18 protein-coding genes are annotated in these 20,470 nt (G+C 61.1%); 8 read left to right on the top strand and 10 right to left on the bottom strand.

What is annotated here, in order from left to right; genetic code table 11:
- Positions 1–163 precede the first annotated feature (163 nt).
- The 5 genes from MOP44_RS26755 to MOP44_RS26735 all read left to right on the top strand — a co-directional run bounded on the left by MOP44_RS26755 (position 164) and on the right by MOP44_RS26735 (position 4,152).
- Positions 164–625 (top strand): hypothetical protein, encoded by a 462-nt coding sequence (locus tag MOP44_RS26755; RefSeq protein WP_260793633.1) that lies wholly within the window; start codon positions 164–166, stop codon positions 623–625.
- A 125-nt stretch (positions 626–750) separates the two neighbouring features.
- Positions 751–1,236, top strand: coding sequence for a hypothetical protein (locus tag MOP44_RS28220; RefSeq protein ID WP_449290010.1), 486 nt, complete (start codon positions 751–753; stop codon positions 1,234–1,236).
- Between the two features lie 217 nt (positions 1,237–1,453).
- Positions 1,454–2,479 carry a LacI family DNA-binding transcriptional regulator gene (locus tag MOP44_RS26745; RefSeq protein WP_260793631.1) on the top strand — a complete coding sequence of 342 codons (1,026 nt, stop codon included), beginning with the start codon at positions 1,454–1,456 and terminating at the stop codon, positions 2,477–2,479.
- 61 nt (positions 2,480–2,540) lie between these two features.
- Positions 2,541–3,611: a YheT family hydrolase gene (locus MOP44_RS26740; protein ID WP_260793630.1), complete on the top strand. Its 1,071-nt coding sequence runs from the start codon at positions 2,541–2,543 to the stop codon at positions 3,609–3,611.
- 4 nt (positions 3,612–3,615) lie between these two features.
- Positions 3,616–4,152, top strand: coding sequence for a hypothetical protein (locus MOP44_RS26735; RefSeq protein ID WP_260793629.1), 537 nt, complete (start codon positions 3,616–3,618; stop codon positions 4,150–4,152).
- A gap of 3 nt (positions 4,153–4,155) precedes the next feature.
- On the opposite strand, the gene MOP44_RS26730 is transcribed toward MOP44_RS26735, so the two are convergent.
- A complete protein-coding gene (locus MOP44_RS26730) occupies positions 4,156–5,427 on the bottom strand; it encodes a Gfo/Idh/MocA family protein (RefSeq protein ID WP_260793628.1) in 1,272 nt (423 codons plus the stop codon).
- A gap of 39 nt (positions 5,428–5,466) precedes the next feature.
- Entirely contained in the window at positions 5,467–6,402 is a 936-nt protein-coding gene (locus tag MOP44_RS26725; RefSeq protein WP_260793627.1) for a sugar phosphate isomerase/epimerase family protein, read from the bottom strand.
- Between the two features lie 276 nt (positions 6,403–6,678).
- On the opposite strand from MOP44_RS26725, the gene MOP44_RS26720 reads away from it, so the two are divergent.
- Entirely contained in the window at positions 6,679–7,944 is a 1,266-nt protein-coding gene (locus tag MOP44_RS26720; RefSeq protein ID WP_260796713.1) for an MFS transporter, read from the top strand.
- Here MOP44_RS26720 and MOP44_RS26715 read toward each other — a convergent pair.
- Genes MOP44_RS26715 through MOP44_RS26705 form a run of 3 tightly spaced genes read right to left on the bottom strand, consistent with a single transcriptional unit; the run spans position 7,941 to position 12,144 of the window.
- Positions 7,941–8,741: an SDR family NAD(P)-dependent oxidoreductase gene (locus tag MOP44_RS26715; protein ID WP_260793626.1), complete on the bottom strand. Its 801-nt coding sequence runs from the start codon at positions 8,739–8,741 to the stop codon at positions 7,941–7,943. The genes MOP44_RS26720 and MOP44_RS26715 overlap by 4 nt on opposite strands.
- On the bottom strand, positions 8,738–9,796 hold the full coding sequence (locus MOP44_RS26710; protein ID WP_260793625.1) for a galactitol-1-phosphate 5-dehydrogenase: 1,059 nt from the start codon (positions 9,794–9,796) through the stop codon (positions 8,738–8,740). Before MOP44_RS26710 ends, MOP44_RS26715 begins: the two co-directional genes overlap by 4 nt.
- 17 nt (positions 9,797–9,813) lie before the next feature.
- Positions 9,814–12,144: a glycoside hydrolase family 44 protein gene (locus MOP44_RS26705; protein ID WP_260793624.1), complete on the bottom strand. Its 2,331-nt coding sequence runs from the start codon at positions 12,142–12,144 to the stop codon at positions 9,814–9,816.
- Positions 12,145–12,413: 269 nt separating this feature from the next.
- Here MOP44_RS26705 and MOP44_RS26700 point away from each other — a divergent pair, with 269 nt between their 5' ends.
- Positions 12,414–13,403 (top strand): type I phosphomannose isomerase catalytic subunit, encoded by a 990-nt coding sequence (locus MOP44_RS26700; protein WP_260793623.1) that lies wholly within the window; start codon positions 12,414–12,416, stop codon positions 13,401–13,403.
- Between the two features lie 29 nt (positions 13,404–13,432).
- Here the strand turns inward: MOP44_RS26700 and MOP44_RS26695 are convergent, their stop codons facing one another.
- Complete coding sequence (locus MOP44_RS26695) at positions 13,433–15,649, bottom strand: S1 family peptidase (protein WP_260793622.1); 2,217 nt, start codon at positions 15,647–15,649, stop codon at positions 13,433–13,435.
- A gap of 257 nt (positions 15,650–15,906) precedes the next feature.
- Between MOP44_RS26695 and MOP44_RS26690 the strand changes: the two genes are divergently transcribed.
- On the top strand, positions 15,907–16,455 hold the full coding sequence (locus tag MOP44_RS26690) for an SRPBCC family protein (protein WP_260793621.1): 549 nt from the start codon (positions 15,907–15,909) through the stop codon (positions 16,453–16,455).
- A 21-nt stretch (positions 16,456–16,476) separates the two neighbouring features.
- Here MOP44_RS26690 and MOP44_RS26685 read toward each other — a convergent pair whose 3' ends face one another.
- The 4 genes from MOP44_RS26685 to dxs form a co-directional block, all read right to left on the bottom strand.
- Positions 16,477–17,919: an amidohydrolase family protein gene (locus MOP44_RS26685; RefSeq protein ID WP_260793620.1), complete on the bottom strand. Its 1,443-nt coding sequence runs from the start codon at positions 17,917–17,919 to the stop codon at positions 16,477–16,479.
- A 91-nt stretch (positions 17,920–18,010) separates the two neighbouring features.
- Positions 18,011–18,223 (bottom strand): type II toxin-antitoxin system HicA family toxin, encoded by a 213-nt coding sequence (locus MOP44_RS26680; RefSeq protein ID WP_260793619.1) that lies wholly within the window; start codon positions 18,221–18,223, stop codon positions 18,011–18,013.
- A gap of 11 nt (positions 18,224–18,234) precedes the next feature.
- Positions 18,235–18,432 carry a type II toxin-antitoxin system HicB family antitoxin gene (locus MOP44_RS26675; RefSeq protein WP_260793618.1) on the bottom strand — a complete coding sequence of 66 codons (198 nt, stop codon included), beginning with the start codon at positions 18,430–18,432 and terminating at the stop codon, positions 18,235–18,237.
- A gap of 48 nt (positions 18,433–18,480) precedes the next feature.
- Positions 18,481–20,364, bottom strand: coding sequence for a 1-deoxy-D-xylulose-5-phosphate synthase (dxs, locus tag MOP44_RS26670; RefSeq protein ID WP_260793617.1), 1,884 nt, complete (start codon positions 20,362–20,364; stop codon positions 18,481–18,483).
- Positions 20,365–20,470: the final 106 nt, after the last annotated feature.

Raw genomic sequence — 20,470 nt, 5'->3', positions numbered from 1 at the left:
TTCTATTCCCGCCGTGTCAGCGTCAAAATGAAGGAGGGAGTTGCAGTTGATTAGAAAAGGTTTGCTCGTATGCCTGTTGTTGTTATCCCCCCTAGTATTCGCGCAGGCTGTCCCGTCAGCAGAGGGAGCTGGAAGATCGATCTGGGTTGGAGTGGAAGGATCGATGTTCAACCCCGACTATAATGGGTGCCCGTCGAGTTCCCCATTCACCTGCTTCGATCGTCAGTTGCTCGGCGTCGCCGCGTTTACTGACGTCAATCACATCATCGGCAGAGTAGGAATGGAGGGCGAAGGCCGCTGGCTGAATTGGCACAGCAGAAACTTAAACCAAGCGAATTACCTGGCGGGTCCCCGTTTTCAAGTATTCGGTGGACGGCGGATGTCAGCCAACGTGAAGTTCCTCGCGGGCGGTGCCTTTATCCATTATCCGTGGCCGAATTCACACACGGACTTTTGGGCGGCGTTTGTCCCGGGCGGCACTTTCGGCTACCGAATCTCGCCTCGATTTCTAGTAAGAGCAGATTATGAGTACCAGATGTGGCCTGGTTATGTCGGAGTCAAAGGACAGCATGGCCTCACGCCGAATGGCTTCAGTGCGGGCGTTAGCTACCGGCTGTTCCGCTAAACCAGCGATCTTCAATGTGGCTGGCCGTTCGTTCACGCACATGGAGACGGCCAGCGCAACATCTGCTCACAATGTCGGCTGTCGCCCCGCTGCTTCCGATCAGCGCGTGAGCGCATCGGCCCGATATCATCAGCAAGCCCGTCTACCATGAACGCCAGCCCGGAAACTTCGTCGAGCTTGAATCATTCGCGATTCCGTGCAGTATTACCGCCGATACGTTCGCCAACAGTCCCTCCGGCACCGCGGGAGATTGCGCGCCCGGCACGCGTCACTTCGGCGATCTGCGCCGTAATTCGCTACGCGGTCCGCAGTTCAAACAATGGGACATCGCTCTGCACAAGGACACAGCCCTGACCGAGCACATAAACATGCAACTGCGAGCGGAGTTCTTCAATGTGATTAATCACGCGAACTTCGCCAACCCGTTCCTGCCAGCGTTCATCGCCGATCCCGGGATCGGCGGCTTCCAATCGGCCAATGGTCGTGAAGTCGGCAACGGAGGCTTTCCTCGGTTCGCAACCGGAGACGTCGGTATCGGCAACCCCTTCCTCGGTGGCGGTGCTCCTCGTGGAATCCAACTCGCCGCCAAGTTTAGGTTCGGCGTGCACTGAGTCAAGCGGCGGCGGCCCAACGGCTAGCCGTTCAGCCCTATGTTGGAAATCGTTTACCCGCGTAAAACAGCCGTAAACGACTTGACTTAGCTGTGGTGTCAGCCTTTCATGTTCTTCGCTGAATGTGCGCTATCCTGTAAACGTCTTCCGGGATTCGTTCCCTGCACGGTGAGCCATGCCTCGAGTCGCCCGACACTCCTCGAAATCAAAATCCAAGATGGATATTCACACGGTGGCGAAGCGCGCCAATGTCTCCATCGCCACGGTCTCGAGGACAGTGAATCGCGTGCCGACGGTCAATCCCAAGCTCGCCAAGCGCGTCTGGGAGGCCATCGACGAGCTTGGTTACTTCCCTAACACTCAGGCCCGGGCCCTGGGTTCAGGGCGGAGCGGCCTCCTCGGATTGATCGTTTCCGAAATCACCAATCCCTTCTTCCCTGAGCTCATCCAGGGATTCGAAGATGTTGCCGTAGAGAACGGATATGAGATCCTCGTCAGCTCCACCAACTACGACCCCAAAAAAATGGAGCTCTGTATCCGCCGCATGCTCGAACGCAAGGTTGAAGGCGTTGCGGTCATGACCTTCGGAATAGAGCAGCCGCTCTACGAGCAGTTGGCGCACCGCAACATCCCATTAGTCCTGGTGGACGCCGGCCCCGATCGCCCAGGAATCAGTCTGCTGAAAGTCGACTACCAGCACGGCATCCGCCAGGCCGTGCAGCATCTCGCGGCCTTGGGACATAGGAAGCTCGGCTTCATCACCGGGCCGCGCGGTCTTCACTCCGCAGAATCTCGCCTGCTCGCATTCACAAAATCCATAGCCGAATGTGGCATCTCGCAGATGTCCGACTGGATCGTCACCGGCGACCATACCCTCGAGGGCGGCGTCACCGCAATGGAGAAGATCCTCGCGGCGCCCGATCAACCCACCGCCATCATGTGCTCCAACGACATGACCGCGCTCGGCGTTCTGCACAAGGCATATCGCGCGGGCCTGCAAGTTCCGCAGGACCTCTCCGTCATCGGCTTCGACGACATCCACATGGCGCGTGTGATGATTCCGCCTCTGACTTCGATCCAAATGTCGCGCATGGAGTTGGCGCGCGCCGCCGTGTCTGCGCTCCGCGGCCACGTGGAAGGTAGCCAGCTCCGCGAATACAAGATCGATACGCAGCTCGTCGTGCGCGAATCCACGAGCTACCCCAAAGGCTCTATGCAGGACCTCAAAGCCGTTAAGCACTGATCCACCGTCCATCGCCTCTCAGACCAATGTTGTCCATGTGGTAACCTTTGGTCAGATACACGTGACCCCGCTTCCTTCCTCTGATCAATCAGGCGCCGAACGCGCGAATCTCCCATCAACCTCTGATTCGCACGTCGCCGATGCTTTGCCTGATTGGCTCACCGCATTTACTCCGCGCCGCTGGCTCCTGAACGGTCACCTTCAGACAATCGTCGGCAACTATCTTCCCCGCGCGCCCTTCACACTCCAGTCCCAGACCGAAACCGTTGAGGTTGATCCCACTGACGGAAGCCGGGTCATCTGCTGTCCGAATTGGCAGCCGGAGTCCGACAGGTCGAGCTGCCTTACCGTGGTGCTGGTGCACGGCCTCGAAGGCTCATCCGAATCGCGCTACATGCTTGGCATCGCCGTACGTGTGTGGAATGCTGGCTGCAACGTGGTCCGCATGAATATGCGCAATTGCGGCGACTCCGATGCGCTCACTCCAACGCTCTATCATTCCGCCCTCTCCGGCGACGTAGGCGCGGTTGTCGATCACTACACCGCGCGCTTCGGCCTGCAGCGCATCGCTCTGGTCGGTTATTCCATGGGCGGCAATCTCGTCCTCAAACTCGCGGGAGAATGGGGAAGTCGCAAGCCGCTGTGTGCCGTTGCCGCGGTATGCCCGGCGCTCGATCTCGCCGCAGGATCCGACGCTCTCCATGAGCCCGCCAATCGTGTCTATGAGTGGCACTTCCTTCGCAGGCTGATGCGCCGCTATCGTCGCAAAGTTGAGCTGTTCCCATCCATCTACTCGAGAGATGGATTCGGCCCAATCCGCTCGCTGCGTGACTTCGACGACAAGATCGTCGCCCGCTACTGCGGATTCAAAGATGCCGACGATTACTACTATCGCGCCGCAGCCGCGCGCGTCGTCGACAAGATTGCCGTGCCCTCGCTCATCCTGCGAGCCCTCGACGATCCATTCATCCGCTTCACGCCCGAAACCCGCGCCAAAATTGTAGCCAATCCGAACATCGCGCTCGTTGAAACGGCCCACGGCGGCCACTGCGCCTACCTGGGCGCCGCGCGCGGTGACGAGATTCACTGGGCGGAAGCAACCGTGACCCGCTACCTGCTGGAGCACTCCTGATTGCATGGAATGTGATTGGGAATTCGAGATAGCTCCGGACGCGCCGGTCATCGACGCCGCGTGGTCAGAGTATATAAATCTCCGCGCTCACCCCGAACTAGCGTCTCATCTATCGGAAGCAAAAGCGCTGCCCGCTTTGACAGTCGCTCTAACCCTGCTTAATGCGCCCGATTCGCCGGTGTGGACCGCGAAGTGCGATGTGTGGGTTCCAGAGTCATTCGATCGGGACGAACTCGACGCATCGCCGGGGCAGGGAATCGAGGCGCTGGCGTGCTACATCGATCTCCTGCCCGCAACCGGCGCGTGGCTGACGATGGATGCCGTCGCCGAATGGTGCCGAAACTTGTGCGTCAAGCTGCGAACTGCAGCATTACGTCAATGCCGAGCCGATCTCGTGGTCCGCCGCGCATTCTTCACAGCAGACCAGACCGGCCTCGGCATCACCGCTTATCTCACAGCCTGCGGCCTCACAGTCCTCGACGCGCAGGAATCGCTCTCGACGGCCGTCAACGTCTTTGCATCCGCTGTCCGCAACGCCTGACCTCTACGCGAACTCCTCAACACTGAACCCGAGTTCGTACGTCTCGCCGTGCTTCAGCAGTTCATCCCACGTGATTTCTGTGCCCTTCAGCCCAGCCATGCGGCCCAGCATGCAGCTCAGCGCAGTTTGCACGCCTTCGGCGATCTGATTATGTGCCTGACCCGAAACGATGCTGTCGATGAACGTGCGTTCCTTTTCGCGATCGGCATGCGCAAGATTATCGAGGAACGCGCCGTTCGCAGCGAACTGCCCTGACCCCTGCGCAGCTTCCGTGGAATCTTTCCAGGCCCACGCGTTTGCGCCCGTGATCTGAATCGGCCCGGAGTAGGGAACCGTCCCCGATCCCTTTTCGCCAAACAGCTTCAGCCCCGCATCGAAGGCGCCATCACTTCCAAACTGGGTCGACGCAAACGAGAAGTGCACGTTATCGGGATAGGTGTAGTCCACCTGGTAGTTGTCCCAGCAATCGCCGTAGTGATTCAGCACATTGCGCCCGCCGGTCGCCGTCGCCTTCAACGGCTTTGCTCCCAGCATCCAGTTGCAAAGGTCGATGATATGAATGTTCTGCTCGACGAGAATGTCGCCGGAGAGTGCCCGGTCCCACAACCAGTTACGCAGACGATACTCGTCCTTTGACGCGCCCGGGCGATTCTTCTCAGTCGATGCCGGCGCGTTATAGTTGCCGCTCACTGTGGCAATCTTTCCCAACGCACCGCTCTTGATCTTCTCTGCAATCGCCGCGATCGGCGGAGCGTTGCGGCATTGGAACCCTACGTCCACGCTCTGGTTCGACTTCACGCGTTTGCCGATCTCGAGCGCCTGCTTCGCCTGGCGAACATCGATGCCTACGGGCTTCTCGCAATACACGTGTTTGCCCGCGGCAACTGCAGCATCAAGATGTTGCACGTGGAAGAACGGCGGGGTCGAGATCTGAATCAGGTCGACATCCTTCGAATTCGCCATCTGCTCGAACGCATGCGGTCCGCGGAAGAGTAGCTTGCTGTCGATCGGCGCCTTCCCCAAATCGGAATTCACCTTGTCGAAATGCTTCTTACCGCCGTCGAGCTGATCCTGAAAAATATCGGCAAGCGCCACAATCTGCGCTGAAGTGTTCTGCGCAAACGACGTCGCCACCGAGGTGCCGCGGTTCCCGCAACCAATCAGGCCGTGCCGAACGGCCGAGTTCGCCTGGTATCCAAACGCTGTCTTCGATTTCAGCAGAAGCATCGCCGAAGCAGCCATCGCTCCGGTCTCAAGAAAACGCCGACGATTCATCTTCACAGGATTCCTCTTTGCTTATGTTCGAATCTCAAGTCAGCCAAGCACTTCGCTTAGGATCTTCTCAAGATATAGCTTCTCGTTCCGCACATCCTCAACCTGCTGCGGACCTGACGTCTCACGTTCTATTGTGACCGCCCCGGTGTACCCGATGCGATGCAGCTTGGTGAAGACCGCGCGGAAATCGACGAGGCCTTTGCCGATCAGCACTTCCTCGCCCAGTTGGCTCGGATCAGTTGGCCACTTCCCGTCCTTCGCGTGAATGCTCCGGATGTGCGGCCCCAGAATGTCCACTGCATCCACCGGGTTCGCCTTGCCGTAGAGGATTAGGTTCGCAGTATCCAGACCCACGCCGAGATTCGGCAGATTCACATCGCGAATCACGCGCGACATCGCCGTCGGCGTCTCCTGCCCGGTCTCCATCAGGAAATGCTGATCATTGCGTTGGCAGTGCTGCGCCACAGTGCGAACCGCTTCGACGGTCCCCGCATAGAGCGCGTCTCCCGGATCTTCCGGAATGAACCCGCAATGCGTCTGCACCTGCGACACTCCCAGCAACTTCGCGAAATCCGAAGCTTGCCGGAGCGCATCAATGCGCGCGGCACGCATCGACGGCGGCACCAGCCCGATCGTGGCAGGCCCCTTCAGAAAGTTCCACTCCAGCGGCGCCGGCCCCACCACCTCGACCGTAGTCGCGACCACATCGTATTTCGCCAGCAGGTCCTTGATCTGCGTAGCTGCATCCGGTGTGAATTTGCCGATATATCCGTCGAGTGACAGGAAGCAGTTCGAGAATCCAAGGTCGTGGACACGCTTGATGGTTGCTTCAGGCGAGTCGTGCGGGCTCACCAGCAACCCCACGGCCATAGGCTTGAGCTTGCCTTCACTAGATTGCGCAGCGGTTCCGGCCGGCAGAACAACATCAGCGATGATTGCGGAAGAAGCAGCAGCAAGAAATGTGCGGCGATCCATTCCTGTCCTTTCAGTGCAGCGCGCGCTCAGCCTGTTTATCGGCGCTGCCAGCTAACTCTAAAACCTCAGGCAGCGATTGACAAGGCGGCCCGCAGCGCCGAGCCCTGCATGCGTCCCCTGTTGCAGAACGTGCACGCGAGTGTGACAGAATTGAAAGCACCCGAATCCGGCGTCGCGCGATACGCTTCCGTGCCGCAACCCCGAAGGCCCAATTCAATGCCTCGCAGTCCCCAATCGCCCAGTGCGACGAGAAACGTATCCGGCGCGCGCACCAACATGCGCATACCGCGCCGCCGCTGGCGCATCGCCTGGCTGCTGGGCATCGGAGTGCTCGTCAACTACTTCGATCGCGTCAACCTCTCCGTATCGCACCAGGCCCTCCGGCACGACTTCGGCATCTCCGACGTAACGTTCGGCTATCTCCTTGGGGCCTACAACTGGACCTACGCCCTCTGCCAGTTGCCCATCGGTGTACTCCTCGACGGCCTTGGCGTCGCGCTGGTGGGCCGGATCAGCATTCTCATCTGGAGCGCGGCTTCCTTCGCCGGCTCATTAGCGCCGGGCATCCGCAGCCTCTTCGGCGCGCGCTTCCTGCTCGGAGTTGGCGAAGCGCCCACGTTCCCGGCAAACGCCAAAGCCACCGGCGCGTGGTTCCCGCAGCACGAGCGCAGCTTCGCCACCAGCTTCTTTGACGCGGCCGCAAAGTTCGCTTCCGCTGCCGGAGTTCCTCTGCTTGGCGCACTGCTGCTCCAGGTCGGTTGGCGAATGAGCTTCGCCGCCACCGGCGTCATCAGCCTTCTCTATTTCGCATTGTTCTTCGCCATCTATCGCGAGCCGGAAGAAGACACCAAGCTCACGCCCGAGGAATTCGCCTACATCCGTGCCGATGAAGAGCAGGTCCCTCAAACCGAGATACGCTTCACACTCTTCAGCCTGCTCCGCAGAAAGAAAGTCATCGGTCTCGCGCTCGGTTTCGGCTCCTACAACTACGTCTTCTATCTCCTGCTCTCCTGGCTGCCCAGCTATCTCTCGCTGGCCCTGCACATTGACCTGCTCCACTCGTTTCTATATACGGGCGTCCCTTGGCTCATCGCGACCGTTACCGACATGCTCATCGGAGGCCTCCTCGTCGACGCACTCGTCCGCCGCGGTTGGAACGCAAGCCGAGTGCGCATGACCGTGTTGGTCTTGGGAACCGCGTTTGGCCTCGGTATCATCGGCGCGGGCTGGTCGCACACGCCTGCGCAGGCGCTTACCTGGATCAGCATCTCCATCGGTGGACTTTCAGCCGCCGCGCCAGTGGGCTGGTCAGTGCCCTCACTCATCGCACCCAAAGGCAGCGTCGGCCGCGTCGGCGGAATCCTCAACTTCTCGAATCAACTCTCAGGCGTCGCCGCGCCCATCATCACCGGATACGTCGTGCAGGCGCGCCATTCCTTCGCCGGCGCATTCATTGTGGCGGGCGCATACCTCGCCATCGGCATTTGCGGATACATCTTCCTCTTGCGCGACACGCACAATATCGCCGGAGAACCCGCCTAATCCTTCTCCTTTGGCTTCACCATCGCGCGCGTCCGCCCAATCGAAATGCCTCCATCTACCAGCAGCGTCTGTCCAGTCACGTACCGGCTGGCCTCCGAAGCAAGAAACACGACGGCGCCGTCAAGATCATTCGGCATCCCCGGCCGATTCGCCGGAATGCGCTCAACCAGGTACTCCACCCATTCAGGGTCCTCATACATCACGCGATTCTGGCTTGTCTTGAACCACCCCGGCGCCAGGCAGTTCACCGTCACGCCGTGCGGGCTCCAATCGTCGGCCAAGCTCATCGTCAACTGGCGAATCCCGCCGCGGCTGGCCCCATACGGCGCCAGCCCCGCGTATCCAAACACGCTAGTCACAGAGCCGATATTGATGATGCGTCCATAACCGCGCGCAACCATGCCCCGCGCGATCGCCTGCGCCACGAAAAAACTCCCGCGCAGATTCGTGTCGAGCACCAGATTCCAATCGTCCCAAGTAACATCCAGCGCCGGTTTGCGCACATTGCAGCCCGCGTTATTCACCAGGATGTGAATCTGCCCCACAGCGGCTTCGGCTGCCGCAGCCATGCTCTGAATGCTGGCATGATCGCGCACATCCAGTTCCAGCGAAACCACGCGCCGTCCGAGCGCGCTCATCTCCGCTGCGAAGCTGTCGAGCGTCTCCCGCTTGCGGCTCGTCAAAATCAGGTCAGCCCCAACCTTTGCCAACGCCCGCGCAAAATACTGTCCCAGTCCGCGGCTGGTTCCCGTCACCATCGCCACTTGTCCAGAGAGATCGAAAAGTTCATTGCTCATCGCGCGCCCTCCGTCTCCGGAGTTAGCACCACCTTCATCAGCCCCGGCTCATGCGCGTAGAGGCGCTTGAACCAATCCGGTCCTTCCTCGAGCGGCGCCACAGCCGAGATCAGTGGCTTCACCTGAATCGTCCCATTCGTGATCATCTCAATCGCCTGCGGATATTCGCCGCACGACGCCGCCGTCCCCTGCAACCGCAACTGCCGGCTCACAACCTTTTGCAGTGGAAGCTTTACCTCCGGCGTAACGTTGCCGATGAGCGTCACCGTTCCACCCTTCCGCACTGCATCAATCGCAGTCGACACCGTCTCGTCCCGTCCCACTGCCTCGAGCACGAGATCGACGCCCGCCCCCTCCGTCAGTTCCTGGCACCTGCGCACAAGCTCGCCACCTGAGAGATGCAGTGTCTCGGTCGCGCCAAGTTCCTTCGCGAGCGCAAGCCGTGTGGCGTCTACGTCGGCGATGAAGACCCGGCTGCACCCTGCCGCACGCGCAGCCTGCAACGTGAGCAGGCCGATCATGCCTGCGCCAATCACCAGCGCCGTCTCGCCGCCGCGTACATCGCTCACCGCCACTGCATGCAAGGCCACAGAAACCGCCTCCAGCATCGCAGCCTCCGCAAACGGCATTGCGTCGGGCAGCTTGTACACGATGCGTTCCGGAACCAGCACATATTCGGCGAACGCTCCATCGCGCCGATAGTCGCCGCACGATACGCCCAGCACCTCGCGCCGGTCGCACAGATTCATATCGCCGCGCCGGCAGAACCGGCAATCGCCGCAGTAGATCGTCGAATCGAAAGTCACGCGATCGCCCACGCGAAAGCCCTGCACATTCGCGCCAACTTCTGCCACCACGCCCGCAGCCTCATGCCCCATCACCAGCGGCGGAATGCGGCGTCCCGACGATCCATCAAGTCCATGCACGTCGCTTCCGCAGATGCCGCACGCGGCAACATGCACAACCAGTTCGTCCGCCGCGGGTTGAGGCCTGGGCCTATCCTGCACTTCAAGGTGGTTATACTCCGTCAACACCAGCGCATTCATACTTGGCATTGTGTCACAGCAGTCTGCTACTTCGGCACCACCAGCAGCGTGATCGACTGCGCCGGGAACGTACCGGCAATCGTGCTCGTCGTGCCTCTCCCGCTCGGCGCCGTGATCGGCACCGCCGGCAGCGCAACAATCCTCGTCAAATCCGCGTTGCTGTACTGAAACACCTGCGCTGTTGTACCCGAAGACGTGAAGTTCTGCAGGGACAGCGTCGATGTCAACGCCCCATACGTCTTGTTGATCACCACGATGGTCAACGCCCCGTCCGATGCACGCTCCGCGCCATAAACCGACAACTCGCCCTGATCGGCGCTCGCCGATTTCAGGGCAGTATCGCCGAACATCGAATTCTTACCGTCGTAGTTGCGATAAATCTCAAATGCGATCAGGCCGGGCGTCTGCCCCTTGGCCGGATCAGGAGGTCCCCAGAGCGTCGCCAGGTCCAGGCCATAGGCTCCAAATATGCCAAGCACGTCAGCCTGCGCGATGGCCCCGTTGATACTCTCCTGTCCGCCCCAGTTGTATTCAGTGAACGCGATCTTGGTGCCGGGGTAGTTATCCGCAACCCACTTCTGCGCCATCGCAATCAGCTGCGGTGCCCGCAGCGGAGTAGCGCAGTTCGCCGTGTAGTTCGCGTCGGTGCTGTAGTTGGGCTGCGGATAGTTGGGGTCGGTGTAAGTCGGATCCCAGAACACCCGCGTTGAGTTCACCCGTACCTTCTGCTCCCCAGTATTGCCCGCTGTCGCGAAGCCTACTCCTTGCCCGTTGTAACTGCCTGCGAAATAGGTGTGCAGATCCAGATAATCGAGCAGTCGCGCGCCGTGGCTTGTCTCCGCCGCCTTGAACTGTTGCAGATAGTACTCGATAAACGGAACGCCGCCATGCGCCGTGCGATCCACCGGATTGCTCCACGGCTCCCAGCACGGGCCTCCGTTGCCCCAGCCGTTCTCAATATCCTTCTTCGAGTAAAAGTAGTTCCACCAGTTGTCGACGACTGGCCCGCTCACCGCCGCAGTTGGGTCTGCGTTCTTAATCGCCAGCGCCGTCGCAATGCCGTTGTTCGTCACCTCGTCGTAAGTCGAAGGCGATGGGTGCACGTCCCTGTGCACCGCATCCCACCATGCCGGCTCGTTATCGAGATCGTAAATCGCAACGCCGCCGCTGGCCGCTTTGCCGAATTTGCTCACAAGATACGCAACCCACTCGCCTGCCCACGACGGCCCCACCGCCGTGCTCGTCTTCGTCGGATCGATCCCTGTGATGTTGCATCCGTCAGCCTGCGAGCAGCCGTTCACGCCCTGCGGATACACGCCGTTCCCGCAACTGGATCGATACGGATCGAAGCCAACCTGCCTGGGATAGTCCGCCGTTGGAAAGCTGCACGTGGTCCCGTCCTTCGCCACCCAGCCCAGCACCGGCATGGTTCCCATCGTCTTCGCTCCAACCGCGATATCGTTCTGCACCTGCTGGTTGAATGCGCTCGTGTCCTGCTGACCCGTCTTCCCGGTTCCATTCTCGAAATACCAGTCGCTCGCGGCGTTCGTCACATCGAGCTTGTAGTTGTAACGCGATGTCGCATCCCCGCCCCACCTGTCCATGGGCAGATTGATTTGCTTCTCTACATTCGGATCAAGCGAGAACGCGTTCATGCCGTAGATGTACGGACTGATCGCATGCGTCTTGTTCGCCGCGTCCACCGTAAGCGCCGGCCCCGCCCCTGCTGCCGGAGCATTCAGCGCGACGGTCACGCTTCCGCTCGCCGTCGTGTCCAGCGTGCTTGTCGCAGTGATCACCACTGATGCCGGCGCCGGATAGGGCGTGTCATACAGCCCCGATGCACTGATCGATCCGGCGCTGAGTCCTCCGCACGATGAGCAACTCACCGACCACGTAACCGCAGTGCTGAAGCTTCCCGTCCCTAGCACGTTCGCTGTGAATTGCTGCTGTGTACCAATCGTCGCTGTATTTGGCGTAACCGTGATCGACGTGATCGGAGAAGGAGTCTTCACCGTCACGGACGCAGTGCCCGAAGCGTTGCTATAGGTGCTTGCCCCCGCCGCATCCGGACTGTACTTGGCGCTGAGCGTGGCCGTACCCACCGCCAGTGAGCCCGCCGGCACCTTGATCGTCGCGCTGCCGCCGCTCAGTCCAGCGGCCGCTGACGAATAGCCGCCGCTACTCACAATCACGGACCCCGTCGGCGTAGGCTTGCCCGCCGGGGCACTCACGCTTACCGCTACGCTCAAATCCTGCGCAGTCGTAAGGCTGCTTGCTGCCGGAGTCACCGTCACCGTAGGTGTGGTCAAACTCGGCGGCGTGCTCGATCCGCCTCCTCCTCCGCATCCAGCCATCCACCCGCATCCCATCCCAAGAAAAAGAGCAGCAAAACGATTCAAAGAACGCATGATTCCATCCAAACGCCGCGACACCACACTCCGCCGTGAGCGCATTCGTACAGAGCGAGCCGTATGCATGTATTGAGATCGGTATCATCCTACACCCGGCGAATACCCAGACATGCCAAGCCAACGTGGCAATATGGACTAAGGCGTGACTCTGCGCTCCGACTGCCTCGCCTCACAACCAGGCACACACTACGGATGAAGAAGGTATCGACCGAATGGCAATTCAAGCGTCGCCCCAGACACTCGCACCCTTTCTCATCGAGCCTCGCTTCGTCACACGCGTGTGGGGCTTCGACGATCTGCGCCCCTGGTTTGACCGCAGCAAGGACGCAGGCGATCCGTTGGGCGAAGTCTGGCTCACCGGCGACGACTGCCGCGTTGCGACCGGCCCCTACTCCGGCAAGACCATGGCTGAAGTCATTGCGCAGGAGTCCCGCGCCATCCTCGGCTCCGTGGCGCCGCGCGTCGAGTCGCCGCTGCTCATCAAAGTGATCTTCGCGCGCGAGAAGCTCAGCGTGCAGGTCCACCCTGACGACCGACTCGCCCAGAAGTACGGCGAACCCCGCGGTAAAACCGAGTGCTGGTATGCGCTCGCCTCGCAGCCCGGCGCGCAGGTTGCCGCTGGACTGAAGTCCGGCGTCACGCTGGATCAGGTCCGCTCCGGTATCCACGACGGCACGCTCGAACAGAGCCTGAACGTTCTGCCCGTTGAACAGGGCGACATGATCTTTGTCGATGCAGGTACCGTGCACGCAATCTGGCCCGGCTCCATCTTGCTTGAGACGCAGCAGAACTGCGACATCACGTACCGCATGTACGACTACGGCCGACCCCGCGAACTCCACATCGAGAAGTCCCTTGAAGCCACGCGCCTCACCACGCGCGCCGGCAAGGTGCCGCCCCTCCAGCGTGAAGACCGCACCATTCTAGTGGACGCCGAATACTTCCGCGTCGAACGAATCCCGGTGCAGGGAAGCCGCAACTCCGCGACGCTCGCCGCGTCTGACGAACCCGGCCCCGGAATGGCCTATCTGTTTGCCGCTGCCGGCTCAGCCCGTCTCACAGGCGACGGGTTTAATTCAATAGAGATCCCCCCGCGCGGCATCGTCTGCGTCCCAGCCGCCTCGCCTGACTTCAAGATCGAGGACCTTGGCGGCCTCGATCTCATCCGCATGTCGCCGCGCTGGCCGGCACCCGGAGCCTGACCGGGTCCCTCCATCAACTCTGCGAATTTCTAGGGAAGATCGATCTGCCGCGAGAGCGGCAACAGCGGCGCAGTATCCAGGGCTTCCGGCGCCAGGCAATGCCGTGTCGATTGCACCTGGGTTGCATACGACCGCGTCACGTGCAGCCGGTCCATGATGACGTAGCGCGTGCGCACACCCTCAATCGTCTGCGGCAGGCTCGCCGGAACGTGGTTGCGGTCGACATACACAACCAGCGCTGCGTCACGCGGATTATCCAGGCTCTGTCCAACACCCACGCCGAAGAACGCCTTCTCCCGCAGCATCAACCTGCGCGCAACCTGCTGCTTCAGCCGGATGGCGCGCTCCAGTACATCCCCTGCCAGCGGAATCTCCGCTGCGGCCCCGTTGTCCACCGCAGCCGTTCCCAGCGCAACCTCTTCGCTGGTGGCCGGGATCACCACCGTGCGCGCACCTTCAATCGTCGCGGGTACGGCAGCCTTCAGATGCTCGCCAACATAAACAAGCACTGCGGCCTCGCCGGCATGGTCCGTGCTCTTGCCCATGCTCACGCCCAGAATTCCCGCAGCCGGATTCACCAGGCTCCGCGCAGCAAACAACGCCTGCTGCCCGCGCGTAGTCTCCGCATCTGAGAGCGCAAGTTCCTGCGCCGTGCGCACCGTGCTGTTCCCATAGTTCAAACAGCTCACCGCGTGATCGGCACCGCCCACAAACGTGAAGCTCATCCCGTTTCCGGACGCACTCGAGAGCGCATTCAGAACGTCTCCCGCCGGATTCGCCACGCCATGTCCCACGCCAGCCGCATCCGTCCCGCCTGCGAAGAACAGGCCCACAGGCTCTGCGTTCGCAGCATTCACCACCAGCGCCCCTGAGTCGCCGGCGTCACTGAAGCGGTCGCCGCTGATACCAAGCTGATTGGTGAAAACCTTCGTCGTGTAAGGCCGAGTCTCGGCGCAGTCTGAGAAGTAGTCCACCGCCACGTCCAGATCGATCGCGGATACGCCTCCGCACGTGAGCCCCGTAGTCCGTCCGCTCTTCGCCACCCGCATTCGCAGCCCCGCGGCCTCGCCGCGACCTGACGTAGACGAAATACCCGGCGGCGCCGCCGCGAGAGAACCATCTGCTTGGCGCGTCCCCAGTTCCAGAATGTTGCCGCCGCTCTCAATGGTCCGGCTCGCGGTCTGCGCAATCGCAGCGTCCACATTCGTCTGAGCGGACTTGAGCGGCACCCACAGCGTCAGGTTGGCAACCGGCAATGTGCCGGGACCAACCCCATTGGGGGTGCAGTTGTTATCAATCAGCCCAGGCTGCACAATCGCATCGCCCACCGTCGCATGATCGCTCTTCGCCAGCACGTGATTATTGCTCAGCACGTACTGCCGGCCCGTATTGTCCTGCACCAGCGCGCCTAGCGTTCCGCTACAGCAATCGGCAATCGTGTTGCCGTGCGCATCGTAATCCGAGTTGTTGCCGCCCGAGTTGCCCAGCGACATCAGCGAGGGCTGCAGTTCCTGGTGCGCCATCGGATTGCTCGAAACTCCCGCCGAATTCAACAGCAGCTCCGTCTCGGTCCTCGACGCCTTTCCGCCCGCGCCGCTTGCAGTCGCAACCACATAAACCGCAGATGACCCCGTGATCGTCGCAGGTGCTGTGTAGGTCACCGTGCAGGTGGTGAATGCCTTCTCGCTGCGATCGCAGATCGGCGCGCTCAGGGTGCCGGCTCCGTTGCCTCCGCCCTGCGCAGTCGCTGCCAGCGCGAAGTGAATCACTGTCTGCCCTCCGGCCACTGCGAGCTTCCCTGCAATCGTCACGGTTCCACCGGGACCAACAGCAGCGTTCTCCGGCGTCAGCGGCTGCAGAAATCCCGGCCTGATTGTGACTGGCGCGCTCGCTGTCAATCCTGAAGCATCCTCCAGATGAGCGGTGATCGTGACCTCTGCGTGGTCTGCGGTCAGATAGCTCGGCGGCGTATAACGTCCCGCTGCATCAATCGTTCCCGGCCCTGCCACGCGATCGCCACCGGACACCGACCACGTAACCTGCGCGGTCGCTCCGTTGCTCGTCAGCGCCGCGAACTTGTGCACAGGCTCGCCGCGGCGATTCACGCCATTGCATCCTGTACAGTTGGTGTCCAGGCTCGACACCCCGGGAGTAATGGAAAGCGCAGAGGTCGCAGCTTGCGTCGTTCCGGCGGCTGCTCCACACCCCGCCAGCATCGGCAGCACGCACACCAGCGCCGCACTCAAGAAGGCAACAGCTAGCCTGCGTTCGAGTACCCGGCCCGGCCGGTCCGAATTGGAGAACTTTACCCGCACAAAGACACAATGCCCCGGCGCACACATAGGCCCCTGGCGCCAATAAGAGCAGAACACAGTTTACTCGCCTTGCAACCCCAAATCCAGACAAAGCATGCACCGCTAATCCCACCTCGCAGGCCCAAATTCAGGTGCAGTCCGAGACGGGGACGGCCCTAATCGCAAGCCTCCGCGTAAGATGGCTTTGCATGGTCCAGCATTTTGAAACCAGCCAGTGGGTGCCCTTTCCGGTCGAGTTGGTGTTTGCCTTCTTCGCCAACCCCCACAACCTGCCGCCGCTCATGCCCCCCGAACTCAAGGCGCGCATTGAAGACATGCGCCTCAAGCCGCCGCCCCCGCGCCCGGTTACAGACGATCCCACACGCCGCTTCCAATCCCTTGCCGCCGGCGTCGGCTCCGAGATCCTCATCAGCTTCAAACCTATCCGATTGCTACCGCGCGTGAGCTGGACCGCCCGCATCATCGAGTTCGAATGGAATAGCCACTTCGCCGACGAGATGGCTCACGGCCCCTTCAAGACCTTCCGCCACCGCCACGGAATCAGCCCCGAACTGGCCGACGGCGAAGAAGGCACGCGCATAACTGATGCAATCGACTTCGAGCTGCCCGGCGGATTCCTCAACACCCTCGCCAGCGGCCGCGTCTGGAAGCAGCTCCAGGAGTCCTTCGCCTTCCGCCAGAAGCGCCTCACCGAAATCCTCGCCATCGCCTCTCGCCAGGCCTCGCGGCGATCCTAGGCGAGCGGCCGAACGCCGCAGCTACTTTTTCAGCAGCGCTTCGCGATCCACGACGTTGCCTTCAAGGATCAGCGTGTTGATCCGCCGCGCGTTCCAGATATTCGCCGTCGGATCCGCATCCAGTACAAGCACATCGGCACGCCGTCCCGGGGCGATCTGCCCGATCTCCGTCCAGTTGAACTGGACAGCGTAGTTGTTGGTGGCCGCAGCGATCGCCTCGCGCGGCGTCAACCCCATCCGCACCAGCAGTTCCAGCTCCACATGCAGCGAGATACCCGGAAACGATCCATCAACCGGCGAGCCCGACGCCGCCAGGTAATGCGGAAATGCCGCGAACAGCGCCTGGTTGATGTGCCACAGCCGCAGAGCCGCCTGGTCAGCTTTCTTTTGCAGTCCCGATTCCATATAGCGCTGCCCAATGCCTGGCAGATGCTTGGTCCACGGCGGCAACGGATACATCATCTCGCCGCTCGCCCGATCCGGCGGATTCGACATGTGCGCAGGATCCATCAACGACGCCACCGGATCCTGCCACAAGTTGCGATGATCCGGCAGCCGCAGGAAGAATGTTGCAAACGTAGGCATCAACGCCGCGTGGTGGGCCGCAATAAGCTTCGCGTACGTCCGCACGTGAAAATCGGTGGGGGGAACGCGCTGCGCATAATCGAAGGCCGTGCTTGCCGCTGCTCCTTCAGGATCGGTCGCCAGGGGCTGCTGCAGCTCATCCGGGATCACCCCCAGCTCGTAGCTGCCCATGTGCACCAGCGCATCTACATCTCCCTCAATGCCCACGCGATACGGCGTTGCAACAAACTCGCCGTAGGTCATCATCCCCAACTGATGCGCGCGCGAGATGATCACTTGCGCGTTCGCGGCCGTCACGTTGGGGCCGATGTAAATGGCGCGCGTTCCCAGCGCTTTGGTAGCCGTGAGCTGCCGCAGCGTCTCATCAGGAGGCAATTCAGTGGGGCGCCCGTTCTGCCGTAGACGCGTCGTCCATGTGCTGTGGCCGATCAGCAGACTCCACTCATCGGTCGTGCCAGCGGAGTCGATCGCGTACACATGCGGCGCGGGAGAAAGCGACGTATCCAGCCGCCCGTAGCGGCTACCCGAGCGGACCACCGCCGTCGTCACTCCCATGTAGAGGCTCGCTGAGGCTTCGCCCTGCGTGCTCATTCCCATGTAGCCGTCAATCAACCCGGGAACGATGTACTTGCCCGTGCAGTCAATGACGCGCGCGCCCTTGGGAACCTGCAGCGTCGAAGCCGGGCCCACCTCCGCAATCTTGCCGCCCTGAATGATGACAACAGCGTTCGGCAGATCGGCAGCCGAGTGGCCCCAGTTCGAAACGTCGATAACCGTTCCACCTGCGAGCACCAGCGGAGCAGAGGTTTGCCCCCAGCCCAGAAGTCCGCCTAGGAACCACCCAGCCAGCGCCAGCAGAAAACCACGATGAGGTCGCATGAGTAAAGGTCTGTCTGGAATTGTCGCACAGGCAGTTGGTGAACTCCTGGTTTGTCCTACCCATCCCTCGACGAAGATGCGCCAGATGGCGCTACAGCAGCTTGCGGAATTCATCCACGCTGAGCCCCGCATCCTGCACGATGCCGCCCATGGTGAATGCATTCACGGGGTTGTGTCTGGGAATCGTGAGAATACGTGTTCCATTCGTCATTACGATATGAGAGCCCTGCCGGATGATGCGAAATCCGGCCTTCTCCAAAGCCGCTACGGCGCGCAGATGATTGATCCCCGGAATCTTTGGCATTAGGAGATGGGCTAGGCGACTTCGATCACACGTGAATCTGAATCGCGCGCTAATTCTTCCGCTGCTTCCAAATATTCCCGTATGGCGGCACGGATATTCTCCAACGCCTCTTCCTCAGTTGCGCCTTGCGACCAGCAACCGGGCAGTCCAACGCATGAGACGCTGTATCCTTCTTCGGATTGCCTGAGAACGACACGATAAGTTGCCATCGAAGTTATGCTACTCCAGCCTTGAATTCCTAGGTTCGCGTTTAGCTCTCATCCCGCCAGTAGCGGGCTCCGTCGTCTCGAAGTCAGCATCGGAAACACCTGATCGTGCGCCGCTTCCACAGTGAGGCCGTACTTCTTCCGCAGCGCATCCACCTTCCCGTGCTCGATGAACTGATCGGGCCACGCAACGCGCACCACTGGCACCTTGCTGCCCACTTCCTCCAGCACCTCGAGAACCGCCGAGCCGAAGCCGCCCATCTTCACGTGATCTTCGAAGGTGACGAACGCGGACACCCGCTCTGCGTAGCGAATGATCGTGTCGCGATCGATCGGCTTGATGAACCGCGGATTGATCACCGCGGCCGAATAGCCCTCTCCTTCAAGTCGCGCGGCAAGTTCGAGCGCAAGCGGCATCATGTGGCCCAGCCCCAGCACCGCAACATCCGATCCGTCTGCCAGCACTTCCGCTTTGCCAACCGGCAGCACCTGCGCTGGCCTCTTCTGCACGCCCACCACCGGTCCGCGCGGATACCGGATCGCGCTCGGCCCCTCCAGCGTGAACGAGGTCTTCATCATGTCGGCCAGTTCGTTCTCATCTTTCGGCGCCATCAGCACCATGTCCGGAATCCCGCGCAGATACGCGATATCGAACAGCCCATGATGCGTCGGCCCGTCGTCGCCGCTCAGCCCCGCGCGGTCCATGCAGAACACAACCGGAAGCTTCTGCAACGCCACGTCGTGCACAATCGGATCGAAGGCCCTCTGCAAAAACGTCGAGTAGATCGCGCACACCGGCCTGAATCCGCGCGTAGCCATACCCGCCGCAAAAATCACCGCGTGCTCTTCCGCGATCCCCACATCGAAGTAGCGCTTCGGATGAATCGGCCGGAACAAGTCGAGTCCCGTTCCATTCGGCATCGCCGCAGTAATCGCCACAATGCGCGAATCCATGTTGGCTAGCTCCGCAAGCGTTGTCGCAAAGGCCTCTGACCACGTCTGCTGCCCGGCCGCTGTCTTGCCCGTCTCCGGATCGTACGGCCCCAGCCCATGGAACTTCTTCGTCAAATCCAAAGCCGGCTGGAACCCGCGTCCCTTCTGCGTCAGCACATGCAGCAGCACCGGGCGCTCCGCGGTCTTCAAAAACTTGAATGTCTCAATCAGCAGCGGAAGATTGTGCCCATCCACAGGCCCGTAATAATCCAGCCCGAACTCCTCGAACAGCATCGAGGGCCAAAGCATGCCCTTCGCAGCTTCTTCTGCGCGGCGCATCACGTTCACTGCCGTCTTGCCGCCGATCTTCTCCACCACGCGCTTCGATAACCTGTGCAACTGCTGGTAGTGCTCGTTTGTCACGACCTTGTGGAAGTACCGCGCAATCGCACCCACGTTGCGATCGATCGACCACTCGTTGTCGTTCAGCACCACGATCAGCTTCTTCGTCTGATCGGCGATGTTATTCAGCGCCTCAAACGAGATGCCGTTCGTAAAGGCCGCATCGCCCGCCACCGCGACAATGTCTTCCGTGCCGCCGGCCAGGTCGCGCGCCACCGCCATGCCCAGCGCGGCACTCAGCGCCGTGCCTGCGTGGCCCGCACCGTAGCAGTCGTGCTCGCACTCGGTCCGCAGCATAAAGCCGTTCAGACCGCCGGGCTGCCGAATCGTCCCGAACTGCTCCCTCCGCCCCGTCAAAATCTTGTGCGTATACACCTGGTGGCTCACGTCGAACAGGAACTTGTCCTGCGGCGAATTGAACACGTAGTGCATCGCCAGCGTCAGCTCAACCACGCCGAGATTCGGCCCCAGGTGACCGCCCGTCTTCGCAAGGCTCTGAATCAGAAACTCACGGATCTCTTCCGCGAGCGTCGCCAGTTGTGCAGGGTTCAGGTGCTTGATATCGGCCGGTGAGTTAATCGAATCCAGCAGTGCTGCCATGAGGGTCCTTCTTGCCGGGAAGCGTCCGTTGCGGCCGCTGGGTCCGGACTAGGTTCGAGGGTGAGGTCATTCCCGATTCAGCCAAACAGGCTTTCTTTTGCTAACC

This window comes from Occallatibacter riparius, from assembly GCF_025264625.1.
GTDB classification, from domain to species: Bacteria; Acidobacteriota; Terriglobia; order Terriglobales; family Acidobacteriaceae; genus Telmatobacter; species Telmatobacter riparius.
The sequence above is the reverse complement of the archived record's forward strand: the minus strand, read 5'-3'. Positions and strand labels throughout refer to the sequence as shown.

What these genes read in the sequence shown, in the direction of transcription:
- MOP44_RS26755 (WP_260793633.1), top strand. Translation starts at nt 164, where the DNA reads ATGTTCAACCCCGACTATAATGGGTGCCCGTCGAGTTCCCCATTCACC.
- MOP44_RS26745 (WP_260793631.1), top strand. Translation starts at nt 1,454, where the DNA reads ATGGATATTCACACGGTGGCGAAGCGCGCCAATGTCTCCATCGCCACG.
- MOP44_RS26735 (WP_260793629.1), top strand. Translation starts at nt 3,616, where the DNA reads ATGGAATGTGATTGGGAATTCGAGATAGCTCCGGACGCGCCGGTCATC.
- MOP44_RS26730 (WP_260793628.1), bottom strand. Translation starts at nt 5,427, where the DNA reads ATGAATCGTCGGCGTTTTCTTGAGACCGGAGCGATGGCTGCTTCGGCG.
- MOP44_RS26725 (WP_260793627.1), bottom strand. Translation starts at nt 6,402, where the DNA reads ATGGATCGCCGCACATTTCTTGCTGCTGCTTCTTCCGCAATCATCGCT.
- MOP44_RS26720 (WP_260796713.1), top strand. Translation starts at nt 6,679, where the DNA reads ATGCGCATACCGCGCCGCCGCTGGCGCATCGCCTGGCTGCTGGGCATC.
- MOP44_RS26715 (WP_260793626.1), bottom strand. Translation starts at nt 8,741, where the DNA reads ATGAGCAATGAACTTTTCGATCTCTCTGGACAAGTGGCGATGGTGACG.
- MOP44_RS26710 (WP_260793625.1), bottom strand. Translation starts at nt 9,796, where the DNA reads ATGCCAAGTATGAATGCGCTGGTGTTGACGGAGTATAACCACCTTGAA.
- MOP44_RS26705 (WP_260793624.1), bottom strand. Translation starts at nt 12,144, where the DNA reads ATGGCTGGATGCGGAGGAGGAGGCGGATCGAGCACGCCGCCGAGTTTG.
- MOP44_RS26700 (WP_260793623.1), top strand. Translation starts at nt 12,414, where the DNA reads ATGGCAATTCAAGCGTCGCCCCAGACACTCGCACCCTTTCTCATCGAG.
- MOP44_RS26690 (WP_260793621.1), top strand. Translation starts at nt 15,907, where the DNA reads ATGGTCCAGCATTTTGAAACCAGCCAGTGGGTGCCCTTTCCGGTCGAG.
- MOP44_RS26685 (WP_260793620.1), bottom strand. Translation starts at nt 17,919, where the DNA reads ATGCGACCTCATCGTGGTTTTCTGCTGGCGCTGGCTGGGTGGTTCCTA.
- MOP44_RS26680 (WP_260793619.1), bottom strand. Translation starts at nt 18,223, where the DNA reads ATGCCAAAGATTCCGGGGATCAATCATCTGCGCGCCGTAGCGGCTTTG.
- MOP44_RS26675 (WP_260793618.1), bottom strand. Translation starts at nt 18,432, where the DNA reads ATGGCAACTTATCGTGTCGTTCTCAGGCAATCCGAAGAAGGATACAGC.
- dxs (WP_260793617.1), bottom strand. Translation starts at nt 20,364, where the DNA reads ATGGCAGCACTGCTGGATTCGATTAACTCACCGGCCGATATCAAGCAC.